The organism is Halomonas sp., assembly GCF_033549285.1.
Lineage (GTDB): Bacteria > Pseudomonadota > Gammaproteobacteria > Pseudomonadales > Halomonadaceae > Halomonas.
In genome coordinates, this window is the sequence record NZ_JAWSUJ010000009.1 from 58,446 (window position 1) to 70,943 (window position 12,498).

Below are 12,498 nucleotides of genomic sequence, written 5' to 3' on the forward strand. Positions count from 1 at the left end.
TCAATGGATGCCCTACATGGCCGATTCGCCCATCGTTCTCGTCGACGGTTCCTCCTACCTGTACCGCGCCTTCCACGCCCTGCCGCCCCTGACCACCTCCGACGGCCAGCCCACCGGGGCGATCAAGGGGGTGCTCAACATGCTCAAGCGGCTGATCAAGGACTATCCCGACAGCCCCATGGCGGTGGTCTTCGACGCCCCGGGCAAGACCTTCCGCGACGAGCTGTTCGAGCAGTACAAGTCGCATCGGCCGCCGATGCCCGATGACCTGCGCTCCCAGGTGCAGCCGCTGCACGACTGCGTGAGGGCCCTGGGCCTGCCGTTGCTGTGCATCGAGGGGGTGGAGGCCGACGACGTCATCGGCACCCTGGCCCGCCAGGCCACCGAGGCGGGCCGCGATGCGGTGATCTCCACCGGCGACAAGGACATGGCCCAGCTGGTCAACGAGCACATCACGCTGGTCAACACCATGAAGGACGAGACCCTTGACGTCGACGGCGTGAAGGAGAAGTTCGGCCTGCCGCCGGCGTTGATCATCGACTTCCTGGCGCTGATGGGCGACAAGGTCGACAACATTCCCGGCGTGCCTGGGGTCGGCGAGAAGACGGCGCTGGGGCTGCTGCAGGGCATGGAAGGCGGGCTGGAGACCCTCTATGCCGACCTGGAGAAGGTCAAGACGCTTAGCTTTCGCGGCGCCAAGACGCTGCCGAAGAAGCTCGAGGAGCATCGCGACCAGGCCTTCCTCTCCTACCAGCTCGCCACCATCAAGACCGACTGCGAGCTGCCGGTGGGACTCGACGACCTGGACATCGCCCATCCCGACCGCGAGGCGCTGCTCGAGCTCTATCGCCGGCTGGAGTTCCGGGCCTGGCTCTCCGAGCTGCTCGAGGGCAAGGACGAGGGGGTCGACGATGCGGCGGGCGGCACGCCGGTGCCGGCCGATTACGAGGGGGCGACCGGCACGGAGAGCCGTGCCGGCCGCGAGGACCATGTCATCCTGGCGCAGGCCGACTTCGATGCCTGGCTCGAGCGACTCGAGGCGAGCGATACCTTCTGCTTCGACCTGGAGACCACCAGCCTGAACTACATGGAGGCACAGGTGGTGGGCGTGGGGCTGTCGCTGGACCCTGGCGAAGCGGCCTATATCCCGCTGGCCCATGACTACCTCGATGCCCCCGAGCAGCTCGACCGCGAGGCGGTGCTCGAGGCCCTGCGCCCGCTCTGGGAGGGCGACGGCCGGACCAAGGTCGGCCAGAACCTCAAGTATGACATCTCGGTGCTGGCCAACCAGGGCATCGCGGTGGCCGGGCCGCTGGAGGACACCATGCTGGAGTCCTATGTGCTCGACTCCACGGCGACCCGCCACGACATGGATTCCCTGGCGCTCAAGTACCTGGGGGAGAAGACCATCTCCTTCGAGGAGATCGCCGGCAAGGGCGCCAAGCAGCTCACCTTCAACCAGGTGGCCCTGGAGCAGGCCGCGCCCTACGCCTGCGAGGACGTCGACATCACCCTGCGCCTGCACCGGGAGCTGCGTCCCCGCGTCGAGGCCGAGGGTCGGCTCGCCGAGGTGCTCGAGGCGATCGAGCTGCCGCTGATCCCGGTGCTCTCGCGCATGGAGCGCACCGGGGTGGCCTTGGACCCCGAACGGCTGCATGCCCAGAGCCGGGAGCTCGAGACGCGCATCCGCGAGCTGGAGGCCAGCGCCTTCGAGCTCGCCGGCCGCGAGTTCAACCTTGGCTCCCCCAAGCAGCTCGGGCAGATCCTCTTCGAGGAGCAGAAGATCCCGGTGATCAAGAAGACCCCCAAGGGGGCGCCCTCCACCGCGGAGGCGGTGCTCGAGGAGCTGGCGCTGGACTACCCGCTGCCCAAGGTGATCATGGAGCACCGCGGGCTCGCCAAGCTCAAGTCCACCTACACCGACAAGCTGCCGCGGCTGGTCAACAGGTACACCGGGCGGCTGCACACCAGCTACCACCAGGCGGTCACCGCCACCGGCCGGCTCTCCTCCAGTGATCCCAACCTGCAGAACATCCCCATCAGGACCGAAGAAGGAAGAAAAATCAGGCAGGCCTTTATCGCCCGGCCGGGCTACCGCATCGTCGCCGCCGACTACTCGCAGATCGAGCTTCGCATCATGGCCCACCTCTCCGGCGACAAGGGGCTGCTCGAGGCCTTCGCCGAGGGGCGAGACATCCATGCCGCCACCGCCGCCGAGGTGTTCGGGGTGGCGCTCGACAAGGTCTCGCCCGACCAGCGGCGCAGCGCCAAGGCGATCAACTTCGGGCTGATCTACGGCATGAGCGCCTGGGGCCTGGGCCGGCAGCTGCACATCGAGCGCGGCCAGGCGCAGACCTACATCGACCGCTACTTCGACCGCTACCCCGGCGTGGCCCGCTACATGGAGCGCATCCGCGCCCAGGCCGCCGAGGATGGCTATGTGGAGACGGTCTTCGGCCGGCGTCTCCACCTGCCGGAGATCCGCTCCCAGAGCCGCGCCCGCCGCCAGGGGGCCGAGCGCACCGCCATCAACGCCCCCATGCAGGGCACCGCGGCGGACATCATCAAGCGGGCGATGATCGACGTCGATGCCTGGCTTTCGGGCGAGGCATTCGATGCGGTGATGGTGATGCAGGTCCACGACGAACTGGTCTTCGAGGTGGCCGAGGACCAGGTCGAGGCCTTCATCGAGGAGGTGAAGGGGCGCATGGAAGGCGCCGCGAAACTCGATGTGGCGCTGACCGTCGAGGCCGAGAGTGGGGCCAACTGGGACGAGGCGCACTGATTCATGGCGTATGCCGCGCCAATGCGATAGCGCGGCCTTGTAGTGTTATGTTGCCCTTATCTGGTATCTGGGCCGGCGTGACCTGAGTCAAACAAGGAGACGAAGATGCGAACAACAATGAAGGCATGGCTGATCGGGGCGGGGGTGCTCCTGGTCTCGGGGTGTGCGAGCCAGCCCACGCCACCGACGGAGGCGCTGTTTGACTGTCAGGCACTGAACCGGGCCGTGTCGAGCGCCCATACCGGGTTCGCCGAGATCAAGGGGCGCCTGAGGACCACCCCTCTGACACGTACGTGGCAGACCGATACCCAGGCCTTCCACGACGCCTGCGTGATTACCGCGGCACGGCGGCCCGATCACTACCTGTGTTTCGGCCCCCTGGCCAGCGACGATCCCCGCGGCGCCCTGGTCAAGGGTGGCGAGGCGATCACTCAGTGCCTCGGCGAGGGCTGGCAGTTGCAGCGCACCTCTGCCGATCGCCTCGCGTTCACCCGCGAGGGGCAGTCGGCGGTGGTGATCCTGGAGACCTTCCTGAACGACCGTGGGCGGCGCATGGGCACGTTGAGCGTCTTCCAGAATGCCCAGCACGCCGCACCGCTGCCCAGCGATACGTGATCCCGGGTTGCCCGGTCGCAGCGAAAAGGCCCGCGGCGTCTGCCGCGGGCCCTCTTCATCTTCCGGCAACGAAGCGGAGGCTTACCGCCAGCCGACGCGATCGAAGATCCGAATGGCCTCGGGGTTGTTCTCGCCCAGCACGCTGACGTTCAGGTCATCCTTCTTGAAGTCGCCCCAGGAGGCGATGACGCCATCGGTCTCCACGGATTCCACGGCGGGGAACTCGTAGTTGCCGGAGGCGAAGAGCTCCTGGGCCTCGTCGGAGGCGAGGAACTCGAGGAAGCGCACGGCGTTCTCCTCGTTGGGCGCACCCTTCACCATGCCGGCTCCGCCCACGTTGACGTGCGCACCGCGACCGTCCTGGTTGGGGAAGACGATCTCGACCTTCTCGGCCGCCTCGCGGTCGGCTTCCTGGTCGGAGTTGACCAGGCGCACGTAGTAGTAGTGGTTGGCCAGGGCGATGTTGCACTCGCCGCTGGCGACGCCGCGGATCTGGTCGGTATCGCCGCCCTCGGGGTCACGCGCGAAGTTGTCGACCACGCCCTTGGCCCAGGCTTCCGCCTCTTCCTCGCCGTGGTGGGCGATCAGCGAGGCCAGCAGCGACTGGTTGTAGATGTTGTTCGAGGAGCGGATGCAGACCTGGCCCGCGAACTTCGGGTCCGCCAGGTCCTCGTAGCTCGTGATCTCGTCGGCATCGACCTCGGTGGGGTCGATGAAGATCGCGCGGACCCGCTGGCTGAAACCGAACCACTTGCCTTCCGGGTGCCGCATGTACTCGGGGAGCCGCTCGTCGAGCACCTCCGACTCCACGCTGGCGAAGATCTGCTCCTGCTCGCCGCGCCACAGGCGGCCGGCATCCACCGTGATCATCACGTCGGCGGGGCTGGCCTCGCCCTCCAGCTTGAGGCGCTGGATCAGCTGGTCGGAGTCGCCCTCCAGGACGTTGACCTCGATGCCGGTCTGTTCGGTGAAGGCGGCATAGAGCGCCTCGTCGGAGTCGTAGTGGCGAGCCGAGTAGACATTGAGCTCCTCGGCGGCCGCGGCCTGGGAGGCCATGGCGGAGCCGGCCACCAGGGCGGCGAGGGGCATGGCGAGACGGCGGTTCAGCGGCATGGAGACACCTCGTGTTGTGGGGTTGCGGTTTCGAATGATAATGCTTTGCATTACACTTACGCCATTGAAGCGCCTCCCGCTGCCGGCGTCAAGACCCGCCGGCGGGCAACCTGACCCAGGTCAGGGATCGCCGTGCCTTGAGAGCCGGTGGCGCGAAATGCGAGCGATAGTACAACGCATTCAGGAGGCTTTCGCGTTACCATGCAGGACATACCTTTCTCAATGGCCGCTCAGATCCCATGACTAGCCAACCGATGCTCCCGATCGACAAGAACGCCACCGTGGCACCCGTTCTCGCCATGCACCAGATCCGCCATGCCTACCAGCAGCACCTGGCCGTGGAGGACGTCTCCCTCGAGGTCAAGCCCGGGGAGATCGTCTGCCTGCTGGGGCCCTCGGGCTGCGGCAAGTCCACCCTGCTGCGGATCGCCGCGGGGCTCGAGGTGGTGCAGGAGGGGCGCGTGGAGCTGGGTGGCGAGTCGATGGGACGCACCGGGCGTTCCCATGTGCCGCCCGAGAAACGCAACGTCGGCCTGGCCTTCCAGGACTCGGCGCTGTTCCCGCACCTCTCGGTGCTCGACAACGTGGCCTTCGGGCTCGAGTCTCAGCCCGCCCGGCAGCGTCGTCGCCGCGCCTATGAGCTTCTCGAGCTGCTGGGCATGGAGCGCTATGCCCGGGTCTTCCCGCACATGCTCTCGGGCGGGCAGCAGCAGCGCATCGCCCTGGCCCGGGCGCTGGCGCCGGCGCCGCAGCTGATGCTGCTCGACGAGCCCTTCTCGAGCCTCGATGCCCGCCTGCGCGACCGCATCCGCGACGATACCCTGCACGTGCTGAAGAAGGTCGGCGCGGGGGTGCTGCTGGTGACCCACGACCCCGAGGAGGCCATGTTCATGGCCGATCGCATCGTGCTGATGCGCGAGGGGAAGGTGGTACAGGCGGGAACGCCGCTGGATCTCTACTGCGCGCCCACCGATCCCTTCGTGGTCACCTTCTTCGGCGAGGTGAACGAGCTCGAGGGACGCGTGGTGGACGGCAAGGTGGCGACGCCGGTGGGCGATGTCTCCGGCCAGGGGCTGCCCGAGGGCAGCCGGGTGCGGGTGATGATCCGTCCCGAGGCCCTGCGGGTGGTGCCGCTGGACGAGCCGCCGGAGCACCACCACAGCCATGTCATCATGGCCAAGCTGCTGGGGCGCACCAGCCTGCTGCATATCTGCGCCCACGCCCCCGATGGTGGCGAGACCCACCTGCATGCCCGGGCCCCGGGGGTCTTCCTGCCCCGGGAGGGCCAGCCGGTCATGATCGGCCTGGACGCCTCCCAGGTCTTCGTCTTCCCCCTCGAGGCCTCAGCGAGTGCCGGGGCGGGAGCGGCGCATGGCGATGCTGAGCAGTATCACCGGCAGGATGCCTACTGCCACGATGGCCAGTGACGAGGTCGAGGCCTCGGCCAGTCGCTCGTCCGCGGCCAGGCTGTGGGCGCGGATCGCCAGGGTGTCGAAGTTGAAGGGGCGCAGGATCACCGTGGCCGGCAGCTCCTTCATCACGTCCACGAAGACCAGGATGCCGGCGGCGATCAGGCTGCCGCGCATGATTGGCGTGTGCACCTTGCGCAGGGTGCCGCCCGCCGTCTGACCCAGGGTCCGGGAGGCCGCATCCATGCTCGGCGTCACCTTGCCGAGGCTCGCCTCGATGGCATTGAAGGAGACGGCGAGGAAGCGCACCAGGTAGGCATACACCAGGATGAAGGCCGACCCGCTGAGCAGCAGCCCCACCACGACCCCGAACTGCCCCTTCATGAAGTCGTTGATCTGGTGGTCCATCCATACGAAGGGGATCAGGATGCCCACCGCCACCACCGAGCCGGGAACGGCATAGCCCATGGCGGCCACCCGCGTCGCGACCCGCGTCACCTTGCTGGGGTGCAGGCGGGCGCCGTAGCTGAGCAGCAGCGCCAGGCTCACGGCGGCCAGGGCAGCGAGCGACGCCAGCAGCAGGCTGTTGCCGGCAAAGCCCAGGAAGGCCGAGCCGAACAGCGCATCCCCGCCCTGGACCGAGAGGTAGCCCAGCAGGCCGCTGGGGATCAGGAAGCCGAGCAGCACCGGCGCCAGGCAGGCCAGGGTGGCGGCCCAGGCCCGCCAGCCGTGGAGCGCGAACTCCGGCAGGTGCTGGTAGCGACCGGTGGTGTGGAAGTAGCGGCGCTTGCCGCGCGAGGCGCGCTCGAGCAGCACCAGGGCAATGACGAAGGCCAGCAGGCAGGCGGCGAGCTGGGCCGCGGCCACCTGCTCGCCCATCCCGAACCAGGTGCGATAGATGCCGGTGGTGAAGGTGTCGACCCCGAAGTACTGCACGGCCCCGAACTCGTTGAGGGTCTCCATCAGCGCCAGCGAGACGCCACCGACGATGGCCGGCCGCGCCAGCGGCAGTGCCACGCTGGTGAATAGCCGCCAGGGACCCCGCCCCAGGGTCCGCCCCACGTCCAGCACGCAGACCGACTGTTCCAGGAAGGCCGCCCGCGCCAGCATGTAGACATAGGGGTAGAGCACCAGGGTGATCAGGGTGGCCGCGCCCCACAGCGAGCGGATGTCCGGGAAGAAATAGTCGCCGGCCGACCAGCCGAAACTCTCCCGCAGCCAGGTCTGGACGGGGCCGGCGAACTGCAGGAAATCCGTGTAGGCGTAGGCGATCACGTAGGTCGGTACCGCCAGCGGCAGCAGCAGCCCCCACTCGAACAGGCGGCGTCCCGGGAAGCGGCACATCACCACCAGCCAGGCCGTCCCGGTGCCGATCACGAAGGTGCCGAGGCCCACCGTCACCACCAGGAAGAGGGTGTTGACGAGATACCTGGGCAGCACCGTGCTGCCCAGGTGCTGCCAGATGCCCTCGGTGGGCATGAACAGGTGTGCCAGCACCACGATGACCGGCAGAGCCACGATCAGGGCGATCCCGATGGTCAGGGCATTCCAGACATTGAAAGGCATCGACAGGCGGGAGGGGACGGGGGCACGGGAACTGGCCGGTCTGGTCAACGAGGTCTCCTTCCAGCGGCGTCTGGAGGCGGTGTGGATGCGAGGCATTTGCGCGTGAGAATTGTATCAGCTGCCCCCCGAGGCTGCAGCCATTGCGGCTGACCCGGATCAAGGAAGACGCCCGCCGCTCGAGGAGCGGCGGGCGTCAGGGGGTTGCCGGCAGGAGGCTCAGTAGCCGATCAGCATCGACGGCAGGCCGGTGACCAGCGCCGGGAAGAAGGCCATCAGCACGCAGGCCAGCACGATCAGCGCGCAGAAGGGGATCACCGCCTTGTAGAGGTCGACGATCTCGACCCCCTTGGGCGCTACCCCCTTGAGGTAGAAGAGCGCATAGCCGAAGGGCGGGGTGAGGAAGGAGGTCTGCAGCACCACGGCAACCATCACCACGAACCACAGCACGTCGATGCCCATGCTCTCGACGATCGGCAGCATGATCGGGAAGCTCAGCAGCACGATGCCGGTCCAGTCCAGGAACATGCCCAGGATGAACACCAGGAAGAGCATCAGGATCAGTGCCCCGGTGGTGCCGCCCGGCATGGCCATCACCAGCTCGTGGATCACCTGCATGCCGCCGCCGCGGGAGAACACCCCGGTGAAGGCGGTGGCGCCGACCAGCACCAGCATCACCATGGTGGTGGTCTTGCTGGCATCGATCAGGGTGCGGTAGCAGGTCGAGACCTTGCGGTCGCCGAAGATCAGGAACAGCAGGAAGGCGATGGTCACGCCGATCGCCGAGGCCTCGGTGGCGGTGGCGATGCCGGTGAACAGGGCGCCCAGCACGCCGAGGATCAGCGACATGGGGGGCAGCACGTACTTGGCCAGCATCACCAGCAGCTCGCGGGTGCTGGTCTCGGCGCGCTCCTCCGCCGGCACCAGTGGGCCGTAGGAGGGCTTCACGTGGCAGATGATCAGCACATAGAGGGCATACATCACGCCCAGCAGCAGGCCCGGCACCAGGGCACCGGCGAACAGCGCGCCCACCGAGACCGGCGAGTAGCTGGCCATCAGGATCAGCATGATGCTCGGCGGGATCAGGATGCCCAGGCAGCCGCTGGCCATGATCACCCCGGTGCTGAGCTCCTTGTTGTAGCCGTACTTGAGCATCGGCACCAGGGCGATCATGCCCATCACCGCGATCGAGGCGCCGACGATGCCGGTGGTGGCGGCGAGCAGCACCGAGACGATGACCACGGTGAGCGCCAGGCCGCCGCGCAGGTTGGCGAGCAGCAGGCGCATCGCCTCGAACATCTTCTCGGTGACCCCCGAGTCGTTGAGGAAGCGCGCCATCAGGATGAACAGCGGGATGGCGACCAGGACGTAGTTGTCCATGGCGTTGCCGTAGATGTTGTTGATCAGGGTGCCGAGGATCTTGGCGCCGGGGCCGAGCCAGGCGCCGAGCACGGCGATGCCGCCCAGCACGAAGGCCAGCGGGTGGCCCATGAACAGGCCGACCAGCAGGCCGCCGAACATGAACAGGGTGAGCATTTCGGGGCTCATGCGGCCTCCTCCTCACGCAGCTGCTGGATGGCGCGGATCACGATGGCCACGGCCTGCAGCAGGATCAGGAAGGCGGCGATGACGATCACCGCCTTCACCGGATAGACGGGGATGGCGACCATGCCATAGGTGGTCTCGCCGCGGCTGAAGGAGCGCATGAAGAAGTCCCAGCCCAGGGTCAGCAGCATCCAGATGAAGGGCACGAAGAAGACCAGGTAGCCGAGGATCTCCAGGATGGCCTGCTTGCGGCGCGACAGCAGCCGCTTGAGGACGTCGACCTCCACGTGGGCATGGTGGCGCAGCCCGTAGGCGGCCATCAGCATGAAGTGGACGCCGAACAGCATCTTGGTGGTATCGAAGGCCCAGTCGCTGGGGCGTCCGATGAAGAAGCGCATGGCGATGTCGTAGATCACGATCAGCGTGATCACGGCGATCAGCGGAGCGATCAGGCGACCGAACCCCTCGTTGAGGGCATCGATGGCCTTGGCAATGGCGTTCATGAGCGGGGATCTCGTGAATCAGTGGGAACACGACGAACGGCCGGCCGGCGGCGATCGGCCGCCGGCCGGCCGGCAGGTCCTCCCGGGAGAGGACCCTGGCGGGGCCTTACATGCAGGCCTCGATCTCCTCGAGCGAGGGCAGGTCGTCGGTGACGCGGCTCATGTTGTAGGGCACCGAGACGTCACGCCAGTTGGCGTAGTGCTCCAGGTAGCTGATCATAGAGTGGTAGACCTTGGCGTGCATCGGGTCCTCGCAGGCCCCTTGGACGATCACCTCGTTGGTGATGCGCTGGATCTCGGCGAGGTCCTCCTCGGAGAGCTGGTTGATCTCGGTGCCGTCCTCGAGGAACTTCACCGTGCCCTCGGTGGACTCGCGCTCGGACCAGGCCAGGGACCAGGCCATGGTGGCCTCGGCGGCGATCTTCAGCTTCTCCTGGGTCTCCTCGGAGAGGGCATCCCAGGCATCCTGGTTGATCATCACGCCGAACACACTGGCGGACTGGTGCCAGCCCGGCACGGACCAGTAGTCGGCCACCTCGGAGAAGCCGGCCTTGTAGTCCACGCCCGGGGTGGAGAACTCGGCACCGTCGACCACGCCACGCTCGATGGCCTGGTAGATCTCGCCGCCGGCCAGGGTGACCTGGGAGCCGCCGAGCTGCTCGAGCACGCGGCCCTGGTCGCGCCCGGAGAGGCGCAGGCGCTTGCCGTCCAGGTCGGCGATGCTCTCGATGGGCGTGCCGCCGCGGAAGCCGGACTCGTTGTTGGTGATGCCGTAGGGCAGGTAGACCATGTTGTACTGACCATAGATCTCCTGGTAGAGCTCCCAGCCGCCCCACTCCATGATCCAGTTCAGGTAGTCGACGCCGTTGAACAGGCTGGTGGTAGTGGCCAGCGGCGAGAAGGCCGGGCTGCGGCCGGCCCAGTAGCCCGGCCAGTCGCCGGCGGCCTCGATGCTGCCGGTCTCGGTGGCATCGAAGACCTCGGTGCCAGGCATCAGGGTGCCGCCGGCGCGGAACTCGATCTGCACCTCGTCACCGGCGAGCTTGTTGACCAGCTCCGCCCAGTGGCGATCGATCTGGATCAGGTCCAGGTTGTCCGGCCAGGTGGTGGTCATGGTCCACTGTTCCTGGGCCTGGGCGGTGGAGCTCATGGCGGCGAGGGCGACGCCCGCTGCCAGCCCGGTGAGGGCGAACTTGCTCATCTTCTTCATTGAGGTGCTCCCTTGTGGGTTGTTCTGCTTGTCGAGAAGTCGATGGTACGGCCGTCGGTGCCGGGAGGCGGCCGCCGGCGGTGCAGGCGGGCCTGACCGTCCGGGCAACTCGGCAACAGCAAACAAGCTAGCATGGGACGATGGCCATGTTCGACCGATACCCGGGCGGCCGCGACGCCTCGGGCGGGCCCCGCAAGGCCTCCGCCGGAAGGCCATTAATGTCTTTTCAATCAATGGGTTGAAACGTATGTATGACAGCGGTATTGCAGTGCCGAAATGCCCGGTAACGTTGAAAGGTCACGCCGCCTTAGACCAAAGTTGAGTCCATCAAGGAGCCCCGGATGACCCAGGACCGCCTCGCCCCCCTGCACGAGACCCGACGCCGCCTGGGCAGGCAGCGCTGGCGCGGCCTGGTGTGGCTGACCGGCGCGGCCGATGCCTGCTGTCGGGAGGCACTTGCCCTGTGGCAGCAGGGCGGCTGGGAGGCGCCGCTGTGGGTCGCCGCCGAGCCGGTGGATGATATCGAGGGCTCGTGCTGGCTGCCGGCGGCCAAGGCCCGCACCCGACTGGGGGGCGAGCAGGACCTGGTGGTGATGGATGCCGTCTCGTCCGAGAGCGGCTTCGACCCCGAGGCCTTCGGTGCCCTGGCCGGTACCCTGCGCGCCGGGGGGCTGCTGGTGCTGATGACCCCGCCCGACTGGGGCGTGCGCCCCGATCCCGACTACCGCCGCCTGGCCGAGTATCCCTGGCGCGCCGAGCAGCTCAGTGCCCGCTACCTGGCCCGGCTTGCCCGGCTGCTGAGCGACGACGAGCGAGTGATCCAGTGGGCGGCGGGCGAGGCGCCGTCGCGCCCCTCTCTGCCCGAGGCACCGCCGGCAGCGGCGTCCTCGCCTGACGCGGACTGCCTGACCCGCGACCAGGCGGAAGCGGTGGCACGTCTCATCCGCCTGCGTCGCCGTCGGCCGCTGGTGCTGACCGCCGATCGCGGCCGCGGCAAGACGGCGGCCCTGGGTATCGCCTGTGCGCGGATGCTGGCGGCGGGAGAGACGGAGATCCTGGTCACGGCGCCGCGCCCCACGGCCGTGGCCGGGCTCTTCGAGCGGCTGGCGGCCCTCTGTCCCGAGGGGCGGCGGCACGGCAACGCCTTCGAGGCGAGCCCCGGCCGGGTCGCCTTCCTGCCCCCCGACGCCCTGGCCCAGCTGGCCGAGCAGGGCGAGGCCGGTGGCCCCGGCCGGCTGCTGCTGGTCGACGAGGCGGCGGCGATTCCCGCGCCGCTGCTGGGGCGCTGGCTCGCCGCCTTCCCGCGCATCGCCTTCGCTACCACGGTGCACGGCTACGAGGGGTCGGGGCGTGGCTTCGCGCTGCGTTTCCGGGAGCGGCTCATGCGCCAGACGCCCGACTGGCGGGCCTGCCACCTGGCCGAGCCGATCCGCTGGGCCGAGGGCGATCCCCTGGAGGCGCTGACCTCGCGCCTTTTGCTGCTGGATGCCGAGCCTGCGGCCTGCCCGGACGCCGGGGATACCGCGACCCCGCGACGCCTGGACCGCGACGTCCTGGCCCGCGACGAGCCGCGGCTGCGGGCGCTGTTCGGCCTGCTGGTGCAGGCCCACTACCGCACCACGCCCGCCGACCTGCGCCGGCTGCTGGATGGGCCGGGGGTGGCCCTCACCGTCCTCGAGACCGGACCGGCCCTGCATGGGGTCGTGGTGAGCGGCGACGAGGGGGGCTTTCCGGCCGGGCTCGCCGAGCAGGTGG

General features: G+C 68.2%; 9 protein-coding genes. 4 read left to right on the plus strand and 5 right to left on the minus strand.

Going from position 1 to position 12,498, the window contains the following annotated elements; translation table 11 throughout:
- Positions 1-16 precede the first annotated feature (16 nt).
- Positions 17-2,785 (plus strand): DNA polymerase I, encoded by a 2,769-nt coding sequence (gene polA, locus SCI24_RS03705; RefSeq protein ID WP_318724068.1) that lies wholly within the window; start codon positions 17-19, stop codon positions 2,783-2,785.
- 105 nt (positions 2,786-2,890) lie between these two features.
- The gene (locus SCI24_RS03710) at positions 2,891-3,400 is read left to right on the plus strand and encodes a hypothetical protein (RefSeq protein WP_318724069.1); all 510 of its coding nucleotides are present in this window, start codon (positions 2,891-2,893) and stop codon (positions 3,398-3,400) included.
- An 81-nt stretch (positions 3,401-3,481) separates the two neighbouring features.
- Here SCI24_RS03710 and SCI24_RS03715 read toward each other — a convergent pair whose 3' ends face one another.
- Positions 3,482-4,513 (minus strand): Fe(3+) ABC transporter substrate-binding protein, encoded by a 1,032-nt coding sequence (locus SCI24_RS03715; RefSeq protein ID WP_318724070.1) that lies wholly within the window; start codon positions 4,511-4,513, stop codon positions 3,482-3,484.
- A 299-nt stretch (positions 4,514-4,812) separates the two neighbouring features.
- On the opposite strand from SCI24_RS03715, the gene SCI24_RS03720 reads away from it, so the two are divergent.
- On the plus strand, positions 4,813-5,940 hold the full coding sequence (locus tag SCI24_RS03720; protein WP_412928969.1) for an ABC transporter ATP-binding protein: 1,128 nt from the start codon (positions 4,813-4,815) through the stop codon (positions 5,938-5,940).
- Here the strand turns inward: SCI24_RS03720 and SCI24_RS03725 are convergent.
- From SCI24_RS03725 to dctP, 4 genes are all read right to left on the minus strand, one after another.
- Positions 5,857-7,488, minus strand: coding sequence for an iron ABC transporter permease (locus SCI24_RS03725; protein WP_318724080.1), 1,632 nt, complete (start codon positions 7,486-7,488; stop codon positions 5,857-5,859). The genes SCI24_RS03720 and SCI24_RS03725 overlap by 84 nt on opposite strands.
- A 216-nt stretch (positions 7,489-7,704) precedes the next feature.
- Positions 7,705-9,033: a TRAP transporter large permease gene (locus tag SCI24_RS03730; protein ID WP_106230239.1), complete on the minus strand. Its 1,329-nt coding sequence runs from the start codon at positions 9,031-9,033 to the stop codon at positions 7,705-7,707.
- A complete protein-coding gene (locus SCI24_RS03735; RefSeq protein WP_318724072.1) occupies positions 9,030-9,533 on the minus strand; it encodes a TRAP transporter small permease subunit in 504 nt (167 codons plus the stop codon). The genes SCI24_RS03730 and SCI24_RS03735 overlap by 4 nt, the downstream gene beginning before the upstream one ends.
- Positions 9,534-9,639: 106 nt before the next feature.
- Positions 9,640-10,743 (minus strand): TRAP transporter substrate-binding protein DctP, encoded by a 1,104-nt coding sequence (gene dctP, locus SCI24_RS03740; protein WP_318724074.1) that lies wholly within the window; start codon positions 10,741-10,743, stop codon positions 9,640-9,642.
- Between the two features lie 341 nt (positions 10,744-11,084).
- Between dctP and SCI24_RS03745 the strand changes: the two genes are divergently transcribed.
- A partial coding sequence (locus SCI24_RS03745; RefSeq protein WP_318724075.1) for a tRNA(Met) cytidine acetyltransferase TmcA domain-containing protein occupies positions 11,085-12,498 on the plus strand: 1,414 nt, incomplete at its 3' end.

Bases quoted from the DNA above. Each gene is read 5' to 3' on its own strand.
- polA (WP_318724068.1), top strand. From the start codon at position 17: ATGGCCGATTCGCCCATCGTTCTCGTCGACGGTTCCTCCTACCTGTAC.
- SCI24_RS03710 (WP_318724069.1), top strand. From the start codon at position 2,891: ATGCGAACAACAATGAAGGCATGGCTGATCGGGGCGGGGGTGCTCCTG.
- SCI24_RS03715 (WP_318724070.1), bottom strand. From the start codon at position 4,513: ATGCCGCTGAACCGCCGTCTCGCCATGCCCCTCGCCGCCCTGGTGGCC.
- SCI24_RS03720 (WP_412928969.1), top strand. From the start codon at position 4,813: ATGCACCAGATCCGCCATGCCTACCAGCAGCACCTGGCCGTGGAGGAC.
- SCI24_RS03725 (WP_318724080.1), bottom strand. From the start codon at position 7,488: ATGCCTTTCAATGTCTGGAATGCCCTGACCATCGGGATCGCCCTGATC.
- SCI24_RS03730 (WP_106230239.1), bottom strand. From the start codon at position 9,033: ATGAGCCCCGAAATGCTCACCCTGTTCATGTTCGGCGGCCTGCTGGTC.
- SCI24_RS03735 (WP_318724072.1), bottom strand. From the start codon at position 9,533: ATGAACGCCATTGCCAAGGCCATCGATGCCCTCAACGAGGGGTTCGGT.
- dctP (WP_318724074.1), bottom strand. From the start codon at position 10,743: ATGAAGAAGATGAGCAAGTTCGCCCTCACCGGGCTGGCAGCGGGCGTC.